Origin of the sequence: Brevundimonas sp., from assembly GCF_013912065.1 — a bacterium.
Taxonomy (GTDB): domain Bacteria; phylum Pseudomonadota; class Alphaproteobacteria; order Caulobacterales; family Caulobacteraceae; genus Brevundimonas.
Genome location: NZ_JACESA010000001.1, coordinates 293,961 through 315,418 on the forward strand (window position 1 = coordinate 293,961; position 21,458 = coordinate 315,418).

20 protein-coding genes are annotated in these 21,458 nt (G+C 67.1%); 8 read left to right on the forward strand and 12 right to left on the reverse strand.

Annotated elements, in window-relative coordinates; all coding sequences use genetic code 11:
• Positions 1–23 precede the first annotated feature (23 nt).
• The 3 genes from H2037_RS01405 to H2037_RS01415 form a co-directional block, all read right to left on the reverse strand.
• A complete protein-coding gene (locus tag H2037_RS01405; protein WP_292116706.1) occupies positions 24–236 on the reverse strand; it encodes a hypothetical protein in 213 nt (70 codons plus the stop codon).
• Positions 237–337: 101 nt separating this feature from the next.
• Complete coding sequence (locus H2037_RS01410; RefSeq protein WP_292116709.1) at positions 338–796, reverse strand: DNA polymerase III subunit chi; 459 nt, start codon at positions 794–796, stop codon at positions 338–340.
• 17 nt (positions 797–813) lie between these two features.
• Complete coding sequence (locus H2037_RS01415; RefSeq protein WP_292116711.1) at positions 814–2,289, reverse strand: leucyl aminopeptidase; 1,476 nt, start codon at positions 2,287–2,289, stop codon at positions 814–816.
• 142 nt (positions 2,290–2,431) lie between these two features.
• On the opposite strand from H2037_RS01415, the gene H2037_RS01420 reads away from it, so the two are divergent.
• The 7 genes from H2037_RS01420 to H2037_RS01450 all read left to right on the forward strand — a co-directional run bounded on the left by H2037_RS01420 (position 2,432) and on the right by H2037_RS01450 (position 11,613).
• Positions 2,432–3,574, forward strand: coding sequence for an LptF/LptG family permease (locus tag H2037_RS01420; RefSeq protein ID WP_292116714.1), 1,143 nt, complete (start codon positions 2,432–2,434; stop codon positions 3,572–3,574).
• Positions 3,575–3,576: 2 nt separating this feature from the next.
• Positions 3,577–4,746, forward strand: a complete 1,170-nt coding sequence (gene lptG, locus H2037_RS01425) for an LPS export ABC transporter permease LptG (protein ID WP_292116717.1) — start codon at positions 3,577–3,579, stop codon at positions 4,744–4,746.
• A gap of 32 nt (positions 4,747–4,778) precedes the next feature.
• Complete coding sequence (gene lptD, locus H2037_RS01430) at positions 4,779–7,238, forward strand: LPS assembly protein LptD (RefSeq protein ID WP_292116720.1); 2,460 nt, start codon at positions 4,779–4,781, stop codon at positions 7,236–7,238.
• Positions 7,239–7,317: 79 nt separating this feature from the next.
• The gene (locus tag H2037_RS01435) at positions 7,318–8,664 is read left to right on the forward strand and encodes a peptidylprolyl isomerase (protein WP_292116723.1); all 1,347 of its coding nucleotides are present in this window, start codon (positions 7,318–7,320) and stop codon (positions 8,662–8,664) included.
• Entirely contained in the window at positions 8,661–9,656 is a 996-nt protein-coding gene (pdxA, locus tag H2037_RS01440; RefSeq protein ID WP_292116725.1) for a 4-hydroxythreonine-4-phosphate dehydrogenase PdxA, read from the forward strand. The genes H2037_RS01435 and pdxA overlap by 4 nt, the downstream gene beginning before the upstream one ends.
• Before the next feature lie 8 nt (positions 9,657–9,664).
• Entirely contained in the window at positions 9,665–10,486 is an 822-nt protein-coding gene (gene rsmA / locus H2037_RS01445; RefSeq protein WP_292116728.1) for a 16S rRNA (adenine(1518)-N(6)/adenine(1519)-N(6))-dimethyltransferase RsmA, read from the forward strand.
• Entirely contained in the window at positions 10,483–11,613 is a 1,131-nt protein-coding gene (locus H2037_RS01450; protein ID WP_292116729.1) for an aminotransferase class I/II-fold pyridoxal phosphate-dependent enzyme, read from the forward strand. The genes rsmA and H2037_RS01450 overlap by 4 nt, the downstream gene beginning before the upstream one ends.
• A gap of 150 nt (positions 11,614–11,763) precedes the next feature.
• Here H2037_RS01450 and gmk read toward each other — a convergent pair whose 3' ends face one another.
• The 7 genes from gmk to fabD form a co-directional block, all read right to left on the reverse strand.
• Positions 11,764–12,405, reverse strand: a complete 642-nt coding sequence (gene gmk, locus H2037_RS01455) for a guanylate kinase (RefSeq protein WP_292116733.1) — start codon at positions 12,403–12,405, stop codon at positions 11,764–11,766.
• On the reverse strand, positions 12,395–13,279 hold the full coding sequence (locus tag H2037_RS01460) for a YicC/YloC family endoribonuclease (RefSeq protein ID WP_292116735.1): 885 nt from the start codon (positions 13,277–13,279) through the stop codon (positions 12,395–12,397). Before H2037_RS01460 ends, gmk begins: the two co-directional genes overlap by 11 nt.
• Positions 13,276–14,388: an endolytic transglycosylase MltG gene (mltG, locus tag H2037_RS01465; RefSeq protein WP_365832743.1), complete on the reverse strand. Its 1,113-nt coding sequence runs from the start codon at positions 14,386–14,388 to the stop codon at positions 13,276–13,278. Before mltG ends, H2037_RS01460 begins: the two co-directional genes overlap by 4 nt.
• A gap of 52 nt (positions 14,389–14,440) precedes the next feature.
• Positions 14,441–15,712: a beta-ketoacyl-ACP synthase II gene (fabF, locus tag H2037_RS01470; RefSeq protein ID WP_292116740.1), complete on the reverse strand. Its 1,272-nt coding sequence runs from the start codon at positions 15,710–15,712 to the stop codon at positions 14,441–14,443.
• A gap of 152 nt (positions 15,713–15,864) precedes the next feature.
• Positions 15,865–16,104: an acyl carrier protein gene (locus H2037_RS01475; RefSeq protein WP_008264317.1), complete on the reverse strand. Its 240-nt coding sequence runs from the start codon at positions 16,102–16,104 to the stop codon at positions 15,865–15,867.
• A 172-nt stretch (positions 16,105–16,276) separates the two neighbouring features.
• Positions 16,277–17,017 carry a 3-oxoacyl-[acyl-carrier-protein] reductase gene (fabG, locus tag H2037_RS01480; RefSeq protein WP_292116742.1) on the reverse strand — a complete coding sequence of 247 codons (741 nt, stop codon included), beginning with the start codon at positions 17,015–17,017 and terminating at the stop codon, positions 16,277–16,279.
• Positions 17,018–17,187: 170 nt separating this feature from the next.
• A complete protein-coding gene (gene fabD, locus H2037_RS01485) occupies positions 17,188–18,132 on the reverse strand; it encodes an ACP S-malonyltransferase (protein ID WP_292116745.1) in 945 nt (314 codons plus the stop codon).
• Between the two features lie 140 nt (positions 18,133–18,272).
• On the opposite strand from fabD, the gene H2037_RS01490 reads away from it, so the two are divergent.
• Positions 18,273–19,337: a PA0069 family radical SAM protein gene (locus H2037_RS01490; protein WP_292116748.1), complete on the forward strand. Its 1,065-nt coding sequence runs from the start codon at positions 18,273–18,275 to the stop codon at positions 19,335–19,337.
• Positions 19,338–19,682: 345 nt separating this feature from the next.
• On the opposite strand, the gene H2037_RS01495 is transcribed toward H2037_RS01490, so the two are convergent.
• The gene (locus tag H2037_RS01495) at positions 19,683–20,084 is read right to left on the reverse strand and encodes a hypothetical protein (protein WP_292116751.1); all 402 of its coding nucleotides are present in this window, start codon (positions 20,082–20,084) and stop codon (positions 19,683–19,685) included.
• 2 nt (positions 20,085–20,086) lie between these two features.
• Positions 20,087–21,331 carry a class I SAM-dependent RNA methyltransferase gene (locus H2037_RS01500; protein ID WP_292116754.1) on the reverse strand — a complete coding sequence of 415 codons (1,245 nt, stop codon included), beginning with the start codon at positions 21,329–21,331 and terminating at the stop codon, positions 20,087–20,089.
• Positions 21,332–21,458: the final 127 nt, after the last annotated feature.

Here is a 21,458-nt window from a genome sequence, read left to right on the forward strand (position 1 = left end):
CGTCTCTCCTTGTCGGTCGCCGCTCAGCCGCAGCGGACCTGTTCGATGACGCCGCTATCGGCATTGTAGAAGATGTTCAGCCTGTAGGCCGAGAATTCCTCGGTCACAGGGCAGGTGGTGCAGGTCACGCGACGATTGACCACGTCCACAGGCACCGGGATCTCCGTCCGAGGCCTGCCGACCAGATATTGAAGTTCACCGGCCTTGCAGACGTCGGTCGTCTGGGCGGACGGCATGCGGCTGCCGATCGGCGGATTCAGCTGGGCGCGTTCGACGGTGCGCGGCGCGGCCTGGTCGGGGACAGGCGTCGAACACCCGGCCAGCAGGGCGAAAGCGATCAGGCCGCCTTTTCCCAGCGCCCTTCGTCCGTCTGACGCCAGTAGGCCAGGTTCGCGCCCTGTTCCTTCAGCGCCTTCCACCGACCCCGCGCATTCTGAAGCGCCGGTTCGTCCTGGCCGTCGAAAATGATGAAACATCGTTCGAACCCTTCCGTCCCGCCCAGTTCTGCGTCGTCGACGATGAACAGCGCCTGAGCGCCGTTCAGGTTCTCTCCCGATTCGCTCAGCAGCACAGGCTGGCGATCCGCATGGGGCTGATCCGCCCGACCGTGGGGTAGAAAGCTATCGTCCCGAAAGCTCCACAGCCGTTCATCGACATCGTCCAGCCGATGCGCATGCGAAGACTTGATCAGGGCGCGCCAGCCCCGCTCGAGCGTCTTCTCGAGCAGGGTCGGCAGGACCTGATCCAGAGTGGACCGTTCCAGGTGGTAGAACCAGATTTCGGGCTTGTCGCTCACCCGGCCCTACCCCGGACTCAGGCTTCGTAGCTGTCGGCCACCATGCGATCCAGCGTGCGCACGGCGAAGCCGACGCCGCCTTCCGGCACGGTGGGGCTGGGGCTCTTGTTGGCCCAGGCGGTGGGGGCGATGTCCAGGTGCGCCCACGGCACGCCGTTGGTGAACCGCTGCAGGAACAGGGCGGCGGTGATCGAGCCGCCGGCGCGGCCGTTGCCGGTGTTCTTCACGTCGGCGATCTTCGAATCGATATGCTGTTCGTAGATGTCCGGGATCGGCATGCGCCAGAAATTCTCGCCCACCTTCTTCGAGGCCGCCAGGATCGGATCGGCGACCGCGTCCGAGTTGGAGAAGACGCCGGCGTAGTCCAGGCCCAGGGCCACGATCATGGCGCCCGTCAGGGTGGCCAGGTCGATCATGAATTTCGGCTTGAACCGCTCCTGCGTGTACCAGAGGGCGTCGGCCAGAACGAGGCGTCCCTCGGCGTCGGTGTTGATGACCTCGACCGTCTGGCCCGACATCGACACAACCACGTCGCCCGGACGCTGGGCGTCGCCGTCAGGCATGTTTTCGACCAGGCCCAGCACGCCGATTGCGTTGACCTTGGCCTTGCGACCGGCCAGCGCCATCATGGTCCCGGCCACGGCGGCCGCGCCGCCCATGTCCCACTTCATGTCTTCCATGCCCTCGGCCGGCTTGATCGAGATGCCGCCGGTGTCGAAGCAGACGCCCTTGCCGACGAAGGCGATCGGCTGACCGCCCGCCTCGCCGCCCTTCCACTGGATCACGGCCAGCTGGCTTTCGCGGCGGCTGCCCTGGCCCACGCCTAGAAGCGTGCGCATGCCCAGCTTCTCCATCTCGGCCTCGCCGAGGATCTCGACTTCCAGTCCCAGGCTCTCCAGCGCCTTCACGCGCTTGGCGAACTCGGCCGGGTACAGGACGTTGGCGGGCTCGGACACGAGGTCGCGGGCGAAGATGACGCCGTCCGCCACGGCCGACAGCGGCTCCAGCGCGGCGTCCGCGGCGCGCAGGTCCGACGTCACGACGCGGATCGTGGTGATCGACGGGATCTTGTCCGCCTTCTGGGTGGTCCGGTACTTGTCGAAACGATAGGCGGCCAGGCGCGCGGCGAACCCGGCGCGCGCGGCCTGTTCCGGCGTCAGGTGCGAGGCGTCGATGGTCAGGGTTTCCGCGCCCGACAGTTTCACGGCCGCATAGGCGTTTCCACCGAAGGCCTCGATCGCCAGATCGTCGATCTTGTCCGACGCTCCGGCGCCGACCAGCAGCACTGCATCGGCGTTCACGCCCGATTGTGCGGCGAGGCTCAGCGTCTGACCGGCCTTGCCCGTAAACCGGCTCCTGGCCATCGCCTTGGTCAGGGCGCCGCCCGCCTTGGCGTCCAGATCGGACCCCAGGCCCGCAAAGACACGCTCTTCATGAACAGGCACGGCGAGGATTTCGGCGGCGTCTACGGCGGCGACGAACTCGATCTTCATACAACGACTCCAGCCAGGCCCCACCCGGCGTCTACAAGGAAAGAAATGACAACGGCGCGTCTGCTTGTCGCCGACGCGCCCCCATGTGCTACTAGATGCGCCTCATTACCGCCGCCTGCAACCGGGCGAACTCGACCCGCCCATGACCCTGATTCAAAAATATCTTTTCCGCCAGATCTCGCTGCCTGTCGTCGCGGCCTGCGGCTCCCTGGCGGGAATCGGGATTCTGAGCCAGAGCCTCGATCAACTGGAAGTCATCGTCGAGCGTGGCCAGAGCGTGTGGGTCATGGTCAAATTGACCCTGCTCGCCCTGCCCCAGCTTCTGGCGGTCATCCTGCCCATCGGCCTGTTCGTGGGGGCCTTGATCGCTCTCACCCGGATGCAGCGCGAACAGGAACTGACCGCCGCCTTCGCCGGAGGCATGACCCGCTGGCAGGTGATTTCCCCCCTTGCCCGGCTGACCTTCCTGGTCTTGATCCTGAACCTGATCATGACCCTGTTCGCCCAGCCCTGGGGCCAGCGCGAGGCGCGAAACCAGGCCTTCGCCATCCGCACCGACCTCGCCGCCCTGCTGGTCGAAGAAGGCCAGTTCGTCCAGGGGCCGGACGGCCTCACCGTCTATGTCCAGCAGATCGAGCAGAACGGACTGCTGAAAAATCTGTTCGTGTATCTCGAGGACGGTAAATCCACTCAGAACTGGAGCGCCGCCGAGGCCCGTTTCGGTCGCGACGCGGCGAACGAACCCGTCCTGACCATGATCGACGGCTCCTGGCAGAAATACTCGTCTCGCGGCGTGCTGGAGACCCTGTCCTTCGACCGCTACGACTTTCCGCTCGGCCAGTTCGCCAATGTGACGGAACAGGTTCGCTACAAGCCCGCCGACCTCTATCTGCGCCAGCTGCTCAATCCTTCACCGCGCGTTTTGGAGACCGCAGGCTCTCGAAATGAACTATTGGCCGAGGCCCACGCCCGCATCTCGGCTCCGCTCTACGCACTTGTCGCCATGGCCCTGGCTCTGGCGGCGATCATGGGCGGCGCCTTCAGCCGAACCGGCTATTCGCTGCGCATCGCCAAGGCGGCGGGCGTCTTCCTGCTGGTGCGGGTGACAGGCTACGGCCTGGTCGCCGCCAGCGCCTGGAATCCCTGGATGAATATCCTGCAGTATCTGGCGCCCCTGATCGCGGTCGCCCTGGCCATGCGGCTGCTGTTCAGCGCCCTGAAGCCAAGGCGGGCGCGCCATTGGCCGATCGTCGGCCGGCTGCAGATCCCTGCAAGGATCGCGTAGACATGTCCGTGACCTCCCGCCGCGCCCCGTCCTCCCCGCGCCTACCTCGCCTGGACCTGTCTCGACTGGGCCTGCCTCGGTTGGGCCGCATCGAAACCTATGTGCTGATCCAGCAGCTTCGCTCCCTCGGCGTGGCTCTGGCTGTCATTGCGGCCCTGGTGATGCTGATCGACTTCGTCGAGGTGTCTCGCGGCGTCGGATCGGACCAGGATCTGTCGGCCCTGCGCATAATGGGGCTGGTGGCCTTGAAGTCGCCGTCCGTGATCGTGCAGCTCCTGCCCTTCGTCTTTCTGTTCGGTACGCTCGCGGCCTATATCGGCCTGAACCGGCGCAGCGAGCTCATCGCCATGCGCGCGGCGGGGGTGTCGGCCTGGCGGTTCGTTCTGCCCGCCGCCGGAATGGCCTTTGTCCTGGGCGTGCTGACCGTGACCGTTCTGGGCCCTCTGGCCTCGGCCGGAGACGGCCTGTGGCAGCGCGAACGCGCGCGCATCTCCGGTTCCGCGCCCGGCGCCGGGAGCGACCGCGCCATCTGGCTTCGCGAGGGCGACGATCAAAGACAGATGATCATCCGCGCCGGCCGCCAGGATCGCGCCAATGCGCGTCTGCTGGACGTGACCTTCTTCATCTACACGACCGATGCGGCGGGCAGTCGGGACTTCTCGGAGCGGATCGACGCCCGGTCCGCGGCGCTCAGCGCTGGCCGCTGGCGCCTGACCGACGCCGTCGGGGCCAGCGTCGGTCAGCGCGCCGTCACCTATTCCAGCCTCGACCTGCTCTCCAGCCTGGCCGACGAAGAGGCGTTCGAACGCTTCGCCCGTCCCCAATCGACGCCTTTCTGGTCGCTGCCGAATCAGATTCAGCGCATCGAGAACGCCGGCTTCGCCTCCACCGCCTACCGGCTTCGATTCCAGCAGCTTTTGGTCACCCCTCTGGTCTTCGCGGCCATGTCGATTCTGGCCGCCGCCTTCTCGTTGCGCCTGATGCGGCTGGGCGATCTGGCGAAGATGAGCGTCGCTGCCGTGGTGCTGGGCTTCGCCTTCTTCTTCCTGAACCAGTTCTCGGCCGCCATGGGCTCGGCCGAGGTCGTCCCGCCCTTCGTCTCGGCCTGGCTGCCGCCGATATTGACGGCGCTCGCCGCCTTCACCTTGCTGTTCTATACCGAAGACGGCTAAGCGAACGCTCGCTCAAGACAGACGGATGGTTCATGCAGGGTGATCGCGATCGGCGTTCCAAGGCCTTCCGGGCGCGGCTTCTGGCCGGCGCGGCCCTTTTCGTCTGCGTCCCTTTCGCCGGCGAGGCCCTGGCCCAGGCTGAACCACAGTCCGCTCCCTCCGCCACGCCGCCCGTCTCGGACGGGCTGTCCAAGGGCGCCGTCTATGTCGACGCCGGCAGCGCGACACGCACCGGCGACGTGATCACGGCGGACAGCAACGGCGGCGACAGGGTCTATCTGCGCGCCGACGGCAATGTCCTGCGCGGCGACAACCTGGCCTATGATCTGTCCAACGGCGCCGCCACGGTCAGCGGCCAGGTCGAGGCGATTTCGTCGGACGGCACGGTCGTCTACGCCAGTCATCTGGAAACGGACCGCGAGATGAAGGCGGCCATCGCCGTCGATTTCGCCACCCGTTTCGAGAACGGCGCCAGCCTGATGGCGGCGACGGCGGTGCGACGCAGTCAGAACGTCAACGAACTGAACTACGCGATCTTCACCCCCTGTCCGATCTGTGACGCCAATGGGCCCAAGACGCCCAGCATCTCGATCCAGGCGGAAAAGGTCGTGCAGGACGAAGCCCTGCACGCCGTCATCTATCGCAACGCCGTCTTCAGGATCGGCGGGTTTCCGATCTTCTATACGCCGATCTTCGCCCACCCCGATCCCACGGTCGAACGGGCGTCCGGCCTGCTGGTGCCGATCATCAACTATGACGAGGGACGCGGCGTTTCGGTCGAGCTTCCCTATCTACACGTCGTCTCGCCGTCGGAAGACTGGCTGATCAGTCCGCAGATCAATTCCGAGGTCGCCCCGCTCCTGAACCTGCAATGGCGTCGGCGCTTCGCCAACGGGTCGATCATCGCGCGCGGCGGCTACACCTACGAGCGCAATTTCGGCGATTTCGATCTGGACGGCGACGGCGATTACGAAAGCAACGTCCGATACGGCGACAAGGAACACCGCAGCTATCTGTTGTCCCACGGCGAGTTCGATCCCGACGGCCCCTGGCGGTTCGGCTTCACGGCGGAACGCACCTCGGACAAGACCCTGTTCGACCGCTATGACGTGCGCGATCCCTATCAGGACAACGGCCTTTACTACGGCGACCGTCGCCGGCTGATCAGCCAGATCTACGCCGAGCGCCAGACTGATCGTTCCTATGTCTCGGTCGCGGCCTTCTCGATCCAGAGCCTGCGGCTGGACAACGACTTCGCGGATACGGATTTCCGCGATGCGGACGGTTTCAAGGTGTTCGAGGACGACGACACCCTGCCCCTGGTCGCGCCGCTGATCGACGCGCGCTGGGAGCCGGCCGGTTCCGTCTTTGGCGGACGGTTGCGCGTGAAGGGCTCGGCGGTCTCGCTGTATCGCGACAGCTTCATCGGCGCCCCGATCCTGAACCCCGACATAGTGCCTGAGGTGACGACCGGACTTTCCGGCGTGGACAGCCGCCGGATCACGGGCCAGGTCGAATGGCGCCGAGTCTTCATCACCCCGAACGGCCTGCGGATCGAGCCCTTCGTCGACACCCGGGTCGATCTGTATTCCCTGTCCGACCTGCCGCCGATGATGGGGGTCGAGAGCGACGAGACCCTGAGCCGGACACGGGCCAGCGGCGGCGTCGATCTCAGCTATCCGCTGATCAAACGCACCCAGCGCGCGGACCTCATCCTGGAGCCGGTGGTTCAGCTCTCGATCTCCAACAAGGCGGACATCGATCCCCGAATTCCCAACGAGGATTCCCAGGCCATCGAACTGGACGAGTCGTCGCTGTTCCGTATGGACCGCTTCTCCGGCTACGACCTGGTCGAGGGCGGGGCGCGGGTGACGGCGGGCGGTCGGGCGACGATTCGCTGGTCCGAGGGCCGCAGCGCCAGCCTGTTCGTCGGTCGCAGCTATCGCGCCGACGACGAGGACGCCTTCCGCACCACCATCCCGGACAGCACGACGGGCCAGTTGTACGATCCGACCGGCCTGGCCTCCTCCGCTTCGGACTGGGTGGTTCAGGGCAGTTTCTCCCCCTCGGACCGGATTCGCAGCTGGGTCCACGCCACGGTGGATGGTTCCGGCGACGTGCGTCGCGCCGAGGCTGCGGTCGACGGACGCTGGGGACGTCGCAACCTGGCCAGCGTCAGCTACATCGTGGACCGGTCGAACCCGCTGGAGGGCGACCAGAACCGGAACTACGAGTTCGTGCAGCTGTCGGGGCAGCAGTTCGTCTATGGCGACTGGGGCGTCTCCGTGTCGGGCATCGCCGACCTGGAACGCGACGTCATCACACGCCAGGAAGTCGGCCTGCTGTTCGACGACGACTGCTTGCGGGTCGAAGTCGGCTATCGCCGCGACAATACGCGCGTTCGGGCCAGCGGTCCCTCGGACGGCGTCTATGTGCGCCTAAACCTCGCCACTTTCGGAGGTTCAGGTTATGGACAGGGCGAGATGCGTTGAGCATGACGCTTAGGGGGCGCGACCGCTGCCGGCCCGGCAGATGGACCGCTGTGAGAAATCAGGACGACCAATGGGTTTGATGCGTTTTTCGACGGGGGCCGCACTCGCGGCGGTCTTCCTCGCCGGTTCGGCCTATGGTCAGACGGCGCCCGCTCCGGCCGCCCCTCAGACGACCGTCGCCGGCGCGCCCAATCCCGCCGCGGGCGACGGCCCTTCCGCGGCGCGTCCCGCGCCCCAGTTCGAGATGGCTGACGGCATCGTCGCCACGGTGAATGACAAGATCATCACCGGCTTCGACCTGCGTCAGCAGATGCTGATGCTGATCGCCTCGTCCCAGGTCCAGCCCACCGAGCAGAACCTGCCGGCCATCCAGCAGGCGGCGCTGAACCGTCTGATCGAAGAACGTCTGAAGGCCGCCGAGATCGCCAAATTCGAGTCGCTCAGGATCAGCGACCAGGAAATCGACGAAGAGATCGCCCAGATGGCGCGTCAGGCCGGCGTGACGCCGGCCGCCTATATGGAGTTCCTCCAGCAGGGCGGCATCCAGCCCAACGCCTTCCGCGAGAACCTGCGCACCGAGATCGCCTGGCAACAGCTGGTTCCCGGCCGCTTCGGCAGCCGCTCGCGGCCCAGCACCCTACAGGTCGACCAGGAAGTCCGTCGCCTCAACGAGGCCGCGGCTCAGCCCCAGTATCTGATCGGTGAGATCTACATCGAGGCCGCCCGCGTCGGCGGCCAGGAGGCCGCCATGAACGGCGCCCGTCAACTGGTGCAACAGATCATCCAGGGCGCCCCCTTCCAGGCCGTGGCCCAGCAGTTTTCCTCAGCCCCTTCGGCCTCGGCCCGCGTCCCCGGCGACGCCGGCTGGGTGGTCAAGGGCACGGTCCAGCCCGCCTTGCAGGCCATCTTCGACCAGCTCCAGCCGGGTCAGTTGTCCAACCCCGTTCCCGTCGATGGCGGCGTCTACATCATCTACATGCGTGACAAGCGCGACGGCGCGGCGACCAGTCTCGTGTCGCTGAAACAGGTGATGGTCGAACTGCCGGAAACGGCGTCAGAGGCCGATATCGCCGCCGCCACCCGCACTCTGGAAGGCCTGAGCCAGGGTCTGAACTGCGACAACATCCTGTCCCAGGCTCGCGCGACCCAGGGCGTGATCGGCGCCGACCTCGGCGAATCCGACGTCGCCAATCTGGCGCCCCAGTTCCAACAGTTCGCTCGCACCGGACAGATCGGTTCGGTCTCGACGCCGATCCGCACCCCCCTGGGCCTGCACCTGGTCGCCGTCTGCGGCCGTCGCGTCGGCGGTCCCGAGGCGCCGAACCGCCAACAGGTCGAGAATCGCCTGCGCTCGCAGAACCTCGCCGTGCTGGAACGTCGCTACCTGCGCGACCTCCGCAACGACGCCCTGATCGAGTTCAAATGACCCGGCCTCTGGTCCTGACGCTGGGCGAACCCGCCGGCGTCGGGCCGGAGATCGTGGCCGCCGCCTGGACCGCGCTGCGCGGCGAACCCCACCCGTTCGCCGTCATCGGCGACGCCGGCCTGCTGCGCGCCCAAAGCGTGTCCGTGGTCGAGGTCGCAACCCCGGCTGACGCCGCCGACGTTTTCGTACGCGCCCTGCCCGTCATCCATCGCCCCCTGCCGGCCCGGGTGGTCGTCGGACGGCCCGATCCCGCCAACGCCGTCGCCGTCGCTGACGGCATCGAGGAGGCCGTCGGTTTCGCCCTGTCCGGCGAGGCGTCGGGGGTCGTCACCGCCCCGATCGCCAAGGCCCCGATGTATGAATCGGGCTTCCGCTTTCCGGGCCACACCGAATTCATCGCCGAACTGACCGCCGACGCTCCCTATGTCGGCACGCGGGGTCCGGTGATGATGCTGACGGCGCGCGACCTGCGCGCCTGTCTGGTGACGATCCATGTCGCCCTGGACCAGGTCGCGGGCCTGATCACGGCGGACGATGTCGCCCGGACCGCGCGGGTGGTTCACGAAAGCCTGAAACGCGACTTCGCCATCGCCCGCCCGCGCCTGGCCATGGCCGCCCTGAACCCGCATGCGGGCGAAGGCGGCGCCCTGGGCCGTCAGGAGATCGAAATTTTGCGCCCGGTCGCGGAACGTCTGCGGGCCGAGGGGATCGACATCACCGACCCCAAACCCGCCGACACCCTGTTCCATGACGAGGCGCGGGCGACCTATGACGCCGCCATCTGCATGTATCACGACCAGGCCCTGATCCCGGTCAAGACCCTGGACTTCTGGGGCGGGGTCAATGTCTCCCTGGGCCTGCCCGTCATCCGCACCTCTCCCGACCACGGCACCGGTTTCGACATCGCCGGTCAAGGGATCGCGCGTCCCGACAGCCTGATCGCCGCCGTTCGTCTGGCTTCTGAGATGGCGGAGGCTCGCGCCGCGCGCTAACAGGGCGTGTGACCGACCTTCCCTCCCTCCGCGAAACGCTCGACGCCCACGGCCTTTCGGCCAAGAAGAGCTTCGGCCAGCATTTCCTGCTGGACCTCAATGTAACGCGCAAGATCGTGCGCCTCGCCGGCCCCTTCGACGGCCGCGCCGTGATCGAGGTTGGCCCCGGCCCCGGCGGCCTGACCCGCGCCCTGCTGGAATCCGACGCCGGGCCCGTGGTCCTGGTCGAAAAGGATCCGCGCTTCATCCCCCTGCTGGCCGAACTGGACGACGGCGCCGGTCGCCTGACCATCGTCGAGGCCGACGCCCTGAAGGTGAAGGAGGCGGATCTGGTCTCGGGCCCCGCCCACCTGGTCTCCAACCTGCCCTACAACGTCGGCACCGCCCTTCTGATCAAATGGCTGACCGGCCCGTGGCTGCCCTACAGCCTGACCCTGATGTTCCAGAAGGAAGTCGCCGAACGGGTCGCCGCAGGCCCGGGCGAGGACGCCTACGGCCGTCTGGCGGTCATCTCCCAGGCCGTCTGCACCGCCCGCATCGTCATGCACCTGCCCGCCGCCGCCTTCACCCCGCCGCCCAAGGTGGCCTCCGCCGTGGTGCACCTGATCCCACTGGACGAGCGCCCGTCGCCCGAGCGTCTGAAGAAGCTGGAACGCGTCACCGCCGCCGCCTTCGGCCAACGCCGCAAGATGCTGCGCTCCAGCCTGAAGCAGCTGGGCGGCGCGACCCTGTGCGAGGCCGCCGGCATCGAACCCGACGCCCGCGCCGAGACCATCGACGTCGCGGGCTTCCTTCGTCTGGCGGATGCGCTCCCCAAGGCTCAGGCATGACCGTCGAACCCTTCCGCGCCATCACCGTCAGCCGCCTGGCGCACCGGCTGAAATCCGAAGGCCGGTCGATCATCCATATGGAGTTCGGTCAGCCCTCGACCGGCGCGCCCGCCGCCGCCATCGCCCGCGCCCATCAGGTGCTGGATCAGGACGGCATGGGCTATTGGGAAAGCCCCGACCTGCGCGCCCGCATCGCCCGCCTGTATGACGACCGCTACGGCGTCACGGTCGATCCAGACCGTATCCTGCTGACCTGCGGCGCCTCGCCGGCCCTGGTTCTGGCGCTCAGCACGCGGTTCAAGCCTGGCGACCGCATCGCCCTGGCCCGGCCTGGCTATGTCGCCTATCGCAACACCCTGCGCGCCCTGCATCTGGAGCCGGTCGAGATCGCCTGCGGTCCGGAAACCCGGTTCCAGCTGACTGCCGACCAGATCCAGGCGCTGGATCCCGCTCCGGCCGGCCTCATCATCGCCAGCCCCGCCAACCCGACCGGCACGATTATCCCGGAGGCCGAACTGGGCGCCATCGCCCAGGTCTGCCGCGCCCGCGACATCGCCATCGTCTCGGACGAGATCTATCACGGCCTGTCCTATGTCGGCCCCACGCCGTCCATGCTGCAGTTCGCGCCCGACGCCATGGTGATCAACAGCTTCTCCAAATACTGGAGCATGGCCGGCTGGCGCCTGGGCTGGCTGCTGGTGCCACAGACCCGGATCGACGCCGCCCGCGCCTATATCGGCAACATGTTCCTGACCCCGCCCAGTCTCAGCCAGCACGCCGGACTGGTGGCGATGGACGCCGTGGACGAGCTGGAAGCCCATATCGACACCTACCGCCGCAATCGACAGCTGATGCTGGAAGCCCTGCCCGCCATGGGTCTGAGAAAGATCGCGCCGCCTGACGGCGCCTTTTACATATGGGCCGATATCGGACACCTGACCGAAGACAGCGCGGCCTTCTGCGAACAACTCTTGCGCGACACCGGCGTGGCGACGGCTCCGGGCGTCGATTTCGACCCGGTGGATGGCGGACGCTTTATCCGGCTAAGCTTCGCCTTGTCCACGCCCGAAATCGAGGAGGCTTTGACGCGACTCAAACCCTGGTTCGCGGCCCAGCCGCCGCTCTGAGCGACGACACGGACCATCCCCTAAGCAATCATCCATAGGTTGAAATTTACCCTCTGGAATCTGCACCGCGCTATAAACCGGTTAGTTGCGTAGGGCCGAAGACGACATCGCGATTAGGATACCCCCGCCGGTCGCGGTGTCGTTGCTCTATCACACAGGTTCCCGCAGCAGGGCGGCCTTGTAATCTCCCACCCACAGGTTGCGGAATCGGCGTGATCGTTCCGCATGATAGATGTGGGCCAGTTCGGCGTAGGACCGGTCGAAATCCTCGTTGACGATCACATAATCGAAGGCGTCGCAGTGTTCGATCTCGCCCTTGGCGTTGGACACGCGGCGTTCGATGACGTCGTCGGAATCCTGCGACCGGGTCACCAGTCGGCGGCGCAGTTCTTCCAGACTGGGCGGCAGGATGAAGACGCGCACCGCGTCTTCCGGGCATTTCTCGGCCACGTCGCGGGCGCCCTGCCAGTCGATGTCGAACAGGACGTCCCGGCCCTCGGCCAGGGCGCGATCCACCGGGCCGCGCGGACTGCCGTACAGATTGCCGTGCACATCGGCCCATTCGAGGAAGGCGTCGGCCTCGACCAGTCGCTGGAAACGATCGCGATCGACGAAATTATAGTCCCGCCCGTCGACCTCGCCCGGCCGAATGCCGCGCGTCGTCATGGAGACGGACAGCTCCAGTCCGCCGTGATCGGCCATCAGCCGGCGACACAGCGACGTCTTGCCGGCGCCCGAAGGGCTGGCGACGATCAGGAGGACGCCCCGGCGGGGCGTGCGTTCATTCGACATTCTGGACCTGCTCACGCAACTGTTCGATGACGGCCTTGAGCTCCAGGCCGATTCCGGTGAGCGCGGTCGTAGCCGATTTCGAGCACAGGGTGTTGGCTTCCCGCATGAATTCCTGCAGCAGGAAGTCAAGTTTTCGTCCGGCAGGCGCGGAAACGACCAACTGGCGGGCCGAGGACACATGAGCCGCGAGCCGATCCAGCTCCTCGCGCACGTCCGCCTTGGTCGCCAGCGCCGCGGCTTCCAGGAAGATGCGGTCTTCCAGACCCGGCGCATCGGGCGCCAGTTCGGTGATCCGGCGCGTGAAACGATCGCGGATGGCCTCGACCTGGGCGGCGGCCTCGCTTTCGGCCTGGGCGACCAGCGCCTCGATCCGGGCGATGAAATCCTCGATCACCGGCGTCAGCTGCGCGCCTTCGTTCAGACGCGAGACCTTCAGCGCGTCCAGCGCCCGCTCGACCGTCCCGAGCATGGCCGCCTCAAGCGCCGCACGGGCCTCGGGATCGTCCACCTCCTCGGGCGCCTCGATCACGCCGCGCAGAGCCAGCAGACCGTCGGCGGACGGGGGCGTGGCTCCATCCTCGGCCAGTTCGTTGGCCAGGGTCAGATAGCGGGCCAGGACGGGGGCGTTGATCGTGACCGCCGCCTCGCCCGCCGCGTCCCGTTTGGCCTGGACGCCGACGCTGATCTGACCGCGAGCGAACCGCGCCTGCCCCGCCGTCTTGGTCGAGCGCTCCAGGGCGTCGAAGCCGTTCGGCCCCCGGAACCGGATTTCCAGATTGCGTCCATTGACCGACCGCGCCTCGACGGACCAGGTCCAGCCCTCACCGGCGCCGTCCGCCCGGCCGAAGCCGGTCATGCCTGAAAGAGCGCTCATCTCTGGGCCTGCGTCGCACCGGCCGGAAGAGTGATCGTCGCCTGTCCCTCGGGAGCGGCGGCGGTCTGGTCGGTCGGGGTCGTCATGGGGGCGGCGCTGGCGCCCGGCGCCAGCGGGACCGGCGCTTCCGGCGGCAGCCCGGCCTTCTGGCGCTCGATCTGACGCCAGCGCGCCACGTTCTGCAGATGCTCGTCATAGGTGGCGGCGAAGGCGTGTCCGCCCGTCCCGTCCGCGACGAAGAAGATCGCCCGGTCCGCCGGCGGATTCAGCACCGCCTGCAGCGCCTCCTTGCCTGGATTGGCGATGGGCGTCGGCGGCAGGCCGTCGATCTGATAGGTGTTCCAGGGCGTCTGGCGCTGCAGTTCCGAGCGCCGAATGCCCCGCCCCAACGGACGTCCCTGGGTCAGGCCGTAAACGATGGTCGGATCGCTCTCCAGCCGCATCCCCTGACGCAGCCGGTTGGAAAAGACCGCCGCCACGCGCGGACGTTCGGCCGCCAGCCCGGTTTCCTTCTCGACGATCGAAGCCAGGATCACGGCCTCCTCAGGATTGCGCACGACGGTTCCCGGCCCACGCTGGGTCCACAGCAGGCGCAGATTCTCGTCGGCGGCCCGCTGCATGCGGTCGATCACCGACTGGCGGGTGTCGCCGCGCGATACTTCATAGGTGTCCGGCCACAGACTGCCTTCCTCGGGCGTCGTCTCGACCGCGCCGGTCAGCACCGGCTCCTTCATCAGGATGTCGACCGCCTGGGCCGACGACCAGCCTTCCGGCAGGGTCACGAAATGGCGCACCACCCGGCCCTCGACCAACAGCTTCAGCACCCCGCCCAGCGACGCGCCGGACGGCACCTCGTATTCGCCGGCCCTCAGCCTACGATCGGCGCCGGTGAAGGTCGCGGCCGCCTTGAACAGATCGGTCGAACGGATCACCCCTGCGGCCTTCAGCTGGGCGGCGATGGCAGAGACGCCCGACCCGCTGGCCAGGGTCACCACGGTCTTGTCGCCCTGGCGCGCGCCGGGTCCGGGGCCGTAATAGACGCCCCAGACGATGGCCAGGGCGGCGATCAGGAACAGGCTGAAGGTCGCCGAGGCGGTCAGCAAGGTCACCGTCAGACCCGACCGCCCCTGCACGCTCTTCCCCCGCCCCCGTCCGAACATGTCAGTCGACCTTCTTGAAGATCACCGAGGCGTTGGTGCCTCCGAAGCCGAAACTGTTGGACATGGCGACATCGATCTTCATCGGCTTGGCCTTGTTCGGGACTAGGTCGATCGGCGTTTCCATTTCCGGGTCTTCCAGATTGATCGTCGGCGGCGCCACCTGATCCCGGATCGCCAGAACACAGAAGGCCGCCTCAATGGCCCCCGCCGCGCCCAGCAGGTGGCCGGTCATCGACTTGGTCGAACTCACCGACAGGTTCTTCGCATGATCGCCGGCCAGCCGTTCGATAGCCTTCAACTCGATCCAGTCCGCCATGGTCGAGGTGCCGTGGGCGTTGACGTAGTCGAGATCCGACGGCTGCATGCCCGCGCGCTTCAGCGCCATCTTCATGGCCCGCAGCCCGCCCTCGCCGTCCTCGGACGGGGCGGTGATATGATGGGCGTCGCCGCTCATGCCATAGCCGACGACCTCGGCGTAGATCTTGGCCCCGCGCGCCTTGGCGTGTTCGTATTCTTCCAGCACCAGGATGCCGGCGCCCTCGCCCATGATGAAGCCGGCATGGCCCTTGTCATAGGGACGCGACGCCTTCTCGGGCGTGTCGTTATAGGCGGTGCACAGGGCCTTGCAGGCCAGGAAGCCGGCGATGCCGATCGGCACGACCGAGCTTTCGGCCCCGCCCGCCACCATCACGTCGGCGTCGTCCAGCGCAATCATCCGCGCCGCGTCGCCGATGGCGTGGGCGCCGGTGGCGCAGGCCGTGACCGCCGCATGGTTCGGTCCCTTCAGCCCGTGACGGATCGATATCTGGCCGCCGGCCAGATTGATCAGGGCACTGGGGATGAAGAAGGGGCTGACGCGGCGCACGCCCTGTTCCTTCAGCACGATGGCCGTCTCGGCTATGGGACCCAGGCCGCCGATGCCGGAGCCGACCATGACCCCGGTCCGTTCCTTGTCCTCGTCGGTCTCGGGCTTCCAGTTGGCGTCGTGCAGGGCCTCGTCCGCCGCCGCTATGGCGTACAGGATGAAGTCGTCGACGCGCTTCCTGTCCTTGACGGACATGATCTTTTCGGGGTCGAAGTCGCCCTCGCCGCCGCCGCCGCGCCCGTCCACGCTCGGCACTTCGCCGGCGATGGTGCAGCCATAGCCCTCGGTGTCGAACGAGGTGATCGGACCGATGCCCGACCGCCCGTCGACGATGCCTTTCCAGCTCTTCTCGACACCCCAGCCAAGGGGGGTCAGCAGACCGATGCCCGTAACGACGACGCGGCGCATGGTGCGTGCTCCTTCAACTCCAGTCCGATCCCAAGGAATCACATGGGGATTCGCGGGGGTCAGAAACAGTAAAGGCCGCCGGGCGTCTCCGCTAGGAGCGCCGGGCGGCCCTATGAACCGTCAGCCTGTTCGGCTGCCAGCCGGGGCTGAAATCAGCCCGCCGACTTTTCGTCGATGAACTTGACCGCATCGCCGACCGTCTGGATGTGCTCGGCGGCGTCATCCGGGATCTCGATGTCGAATTCTTCTTCGAAGGCCATCACCAGCTCGACGTTGTCGAGCGAGTCGGCGCCCAGGTCGTCGATGAAGCTGGCCTTTTCCGTGACCTTGTCCGGATCGGCGTCCAGGTGGTCGATGACGATCTTGCGAACGCGCTCGAGGGTGTCGGACATGAGTGTCTCTCTGCCTGTTTAAAATCGCCGTAGAGGCGGGGGTAGCTTCAAAAATCGCCGTCTCACGGCAGCGGCGGCGATGCAAGCCCGAAAGCCTGAAACGCCGATGCGTTCCTGCCCTTTAGCACAGGCTTTCGGGCGGGAAATAGTCTGTTGCGTGTCGTGATCGCGATCAGATCATCGCCATGCCGCCGTTCACATGCAGGGTCTGGCCCGTCACATAGGCGGCTTCGTTCGACGAAAGATAGACGGCGGCGGCGGCGATCTCGTCGCCCGTGCCCAGCCGACCGGCCGGAATCCGACCCAGAATCGCCTCGCGCTGCTGGTCGTTCAGCACATCAGTCATCGGCGAGGCGATGAAGCCCGGCGCGATACAGTTGACCGTGATCCCGCGCGACCCGACCTCCTGCGCCAGCGACTTGGAAAAGCCGATCATCCCCGCCTTGGACGCCGAATAATTGGTCTGACCGGGGTTGCCGGTCACGCCCACGACCGAGGTCACGCCGATGATTCGCCCCGAACGCCGCTTCATCATCCCCTTCACCGCCGCGCGGGTCAGGCGGAAATAGCTTTCCAGATTGACGGTCAGGACGGACTGGAAGTCCTCGTCCTTCATCCGCATCAGCAGGCCGTCCTTGGTGATGCCCGCGTTGGCCACCAGAATATCCAGCGGCGCCCCCGCCGCCGCCTCGGCCGCAGCGACCAGATTATCGACCGACTCGGGGTCCGACAGGTTCGCCGTGGCGAAATACGCCCGCTCCCCCAGTTCCTTGGCCAGATCCGCCAGCACCGCCTCGCGCGTGCCCGACAGCACCACGGTCGCGCCTTGGGCGTGCAGCGCCCGCGCCACCGCCCCGCCGATCCCGCCCGTCGCGCCGGTCACCAGCGCGGTCTTGCCTGCAAGATTGAACATCTGTTCCCTCTCCTATCCTTCTCCCCTTGCGGGAGAAGGTGGCCCGTAGGGCCGGATGAGGGGTCATGCGGACCCCTCCGGTTAATGGTTATAGGGTCATCCGGCTCCACCGGCGAAACCCCTCATCCGTCACGCTTCGCGCGCCACCTTCTCCCGCAAGGGGAGAAGGATCAAAGGCTCTTCGCGAAGGCTTCCAGTTCTTCCGGCGTATTCAGCGGCAGGCTCTCGGCCTCCGGCGCGATCCGCTTGGCCATGCCGGTCAGGACCTTGCCCGAGCCGATCTCGACGAAGCGGGTCGCCCCACCTTCAGTCGCCATCCACTCCATGCTCTCGCGCCAGCGCACCCGGCCGGTCACCTGTTCGACCAGCAAACGACGAATGACCTCGGGATCGCTCTCGGGCCGCGCCAACACATTGGCCACCACGGGCACAGCGGGCGCCAGGATCGTCGCCGCCGCCAGGGCCGCCGCCATCTCGTCCGCCGCCGGCTGCATCAGCGGGCAGTGGAAGGGCGCCGAGACGTTCAGCGGGATGGCCCGCGCGCCCAGTTCCTTGGCCTTCTCGATGGCCCGGTCCACAGCCGCCTTCTCGCCGGAGATGACGATATTGCCGGCGTTGTTGTCATTGGCGACCACGCAGACGCCCACTTCAGCGCCCGCCGCCGCCGCGGCCTCGGCCAGGGCTAGGTCGGTCTTGGGACCGATCAGCGAGGCCATCGCCCCCTGCCCCACCGGCACGGCGCGCTGCATCGCCTGTCCGCGCAGCTTCAGCAGTCGCGCCGTGTCGGACAGCGAGATCGCGCCCGCCGCCGCCAGGGCCGAATATTCGCCCAGCGAGTGACCGGCCACATAGGCCGCCGTCGTCACATCGAAACCGAACTCGACCTTCAACGCCCGGATCGCCGCCATCGACACCGCCATCAGGGCGGGTTGGGCGTTCTCGGTCAGGGTCAGCTGATCCTCTGGCCCTTCGCGCATCAGCACCGACAGTTTCTGGCCCAGGGCCTCGTCCACCTCGGCGAAGACGTCGCGGGCGGCGGGGAAGGCGTCGGCCAGTTGCGCGCCCATGCCGACGGCCTGGCTGCCCTGTCCCGGAAACAGAAGTGCGAGGGTCATCGACCGCTCCCTGAATCATTGATCAAGGCGCGGAGCCCTAAGGCCTGTGTTCTGCAAGGGCAAGCGCGACGCCGGGTGGAGAGGCCTTGCTCGGACAATTGTTCTTGCTTTGTTCTTACGTCCATTCCACTATGCCCGACATGCAGACCGCCAAGGGAAGAGGCGCGCGTTCGAATGCCACAGGCCGTTACGAGCCCGAGCAGCAGGTTGAGTTCGACGACGGCTGGACGCGTGACGACGCCGAGGCCGCGCCGCTGCGCACCACCCTCACGCCCGAACACGCCCGCACCATCATCGCCAAGAACGACAGTCCCGACATCGGCTTCGACCGCTCCATCAACCCATACAAAGGTTGCGAACATGGCTGTATCTACTGCTACGCCCGTCCGTCCCATGCCTGGATGGGCCTATCCCCGGGCCTGGATTTCGAGAGCCGGATCTTCTTCAAGCCCGAGGCCGCGCGTCTGCTGGAACAGGCCTTCCTCGCCCCCCGATACCGGTGCAAGCGCATCCACATAGGCGGCAACACCGACCCCTATCAGCCGGTCGAGCGCGATCTGAAATCGACGCGGTCGATCCTCGAGGTCATGCAACGATTTAGACATCCGTTCAGCATCATCACCAAGTCGGTGCTGATCGCGCGGGACGCCGACATCCTGGGTCCCATGGGTCAGGCCGGCCTGGCCTCGGCCTTCGTCTCCATCACCACCCTGGACCGGGGCCTGGCGAGAGCGATGGAGCCGCGCGCCTCGACCCCCGCAAAACGTCTGGAGGCCATCAGCCGGCTCGCCGACGCCGGCTGTCCCGTCGGGGTCGGTTTCGCCCCGGTCATTCCCGGCCTGAACGACCACGAACTGGAGTCCGTTCTGGAGGCGGCGGCCAAGGCCGGGGCGACCCGGGCCATGTATGTCACCCTCCGCCTGCCTCTGGAAATCAAGGACCTGTTCCGCGAATGGCTGGCCGACGCCCGCCCGGACCGGGCCGCGCGGGTCATGTCGCTGATCCGCCAGACGCGGGGCGGCAAGGACTATGACGCCGATTGGTCCCAGCGGATGAAGGGAACCGGCCCCGTCGCCGAACTGATCGGCGCCCGCTTCAAGGCGGCGGTCAAACGCTACGGCCTCGACACGCCGCTTCGCCCGCTGGACGAGACCCAGTTCCGCGTTCCCGCCGACGCCCGACCGCAACTCGATTTGTTCGGCTAGCCGGGCATTGCGGACGGAGCGGTCGGCGTGAGAGCGCCAACCCTCCTAATTTCGAAGACGATCCGCCGTCTTTTCAGCAGCTTCAATTCAAAAACCGGCAATCAACCCGGCGCCCTGCCGTACGGTGTTATGTTCCGGCTCTGGTCTTTGACATCGCGATTGCGCCGACGGAGGATGAGCCGCTTCCACCACCATAGCCGCCGAAATTGCACTCTCTTGCACAGTGCAATTGAGCCGTCATATTTTTCGTCATAAAAACAATACGGTAACGGCCGATTGTACAGGTTGCACTGGTTTTTCATTGCAGTGCAATTCGCAGACAGAGGTAAGCCCCTCGATCAGGGCCTAGTCATCGCCGGCCGCCGACGGATCGATCGCCCGCGTCACCAGATCGCGCCAGGTCGGATCCGTGTCGTCCACCAGATCGACGTCCTCCATCAGGGCGACCGCCCCTTCCCCGTCCGGCAGGATCAGGCCCAGGATCTCCATCTCCTCGCCGTCCGGCCCCAGATGGGTCTCGGCCTGAACCGCCACGGCCGCCTGTTCGCCGTCGTCGTCCCACCAGATCACCGGCTGGGGCAGGTCCATGACGATCGGGCGCGGATCGTCGGTCTCGGCCAGGGCGAAGACGGCCCGGCGCGCCTGGACGTCGTCCAGGGTCGCCACCGCGCCGACGAAGGGCGTCAGCCGGCTCCAGTCGTCCGCGTCGAAACCGCCGCCGTCCTCGTCGTTCGCATCGTCGCTCATCGTCATCGCCTGAATATTCCCACCAGTTCGACATGGGCCGACCACAGGAACTGGTCCACCGGCGTGACCCGCTCCAGCCGGAACCCGGCGTCGATCAGCACCCGCGCGTCGCGGGCGAAGGTCTGGGGGTTGCACGACACCCCGACCACCACCCCGGCCTTGGTCCCGGCGATCTGGGCCGTCTGGTCGATGGCGCCCGCGCGCGGCGGATCGAACACGATGGCGTCGCAGCCCTTCAGATCATAGGGGGTCAGCGGTCGCCGAAACAGGTCGCGCGCCTCGGCCGTGATCGCCTTCATCCCCTTGGCCGAGCCCACGCCGGCTTTCAGCGCCTCGATCCCGGCCTTTGAGGCGTCGGCCGCGATCACCGGCGCCACCGTCGCCAGCGGGAAGGTGAAGGTCCCAGCGCCGCAGAACAGGTCGGCGATCTTCTTGCCCCCCTTCACCGCCGCCACGGCCCGCTCGACCATGGCCGCCTCGGCTTGGGGCACGGCTTGCAGAAAGCCCCCGGCCGGCAGGGACACGATCGCGGGACCGAAGCCGACCTTCGGCTGACGCGCCATCACCAGCGCATCCCCCGCCAGGCTCAACCGCGCCAGGTCCGCCCGGTGCGCCGCCGCTATCGCCTGCATCTGGGCGTCGGCCGACAGCCCCCCGCCCGAGCGCCGCTCGACCCCCGTCACATCGACGTCCAGCCCCGTCAGGGTCCAGGTCACATGCAGGGTCGGCGCCGATTTCGGATGTTCCAGAAAGGCCGCCGCCACCTCGGCCAGGGCGGGGATGGCCGCCACGATGCGGGGATCGGCCACCGGGCACTGGCGCACCTCGACCAGCCGCCACGACCGCCGCGCCTTGAAGCCCAGCACCACCCGCCCGTCCTCGGTCCGCCGCGCATGCAGGGCCACCCGCCGCCGCGTCCCCGCCGGCGTCGCCACGGTCGGCTCGATCTCGGTCTCGATCCGCTCGCGCGACAGGGCCAGCCGCACCTGTTCGCGCTTCCACTCCAGATAGGGTCCGTCCGCCCAGTGCTGCAGCGAACAGCCGCCGCAGTCGCCATACTGGGGCGAGACCGGCGCGATCCGGTCGGGGCTGGCGGCGACGATCTCGACCTGCTCCAGCCGCCCGTCGCTGACCTCCCCTCGCACCGTCTCGCCCGGCAAGGTCAGGCCCGCAAAGATCGGCCCCTCCGGCGTCTCGACGATTCCGTCGCCCTGTCCGCCGACGCGGCTGATGGTGAAAGTCTGCATCGCCGGCTTCTAGCCGCGCCGTCCCCAGACGCCAAGCGGCCTGCCAAACCCCTCAGCGAGAAGGCCTGCGCTCCACTCGGGCTCAAGTAGCGCGGTAGCCCCCTCAAGAATCCGCTCAAGTCGCGCG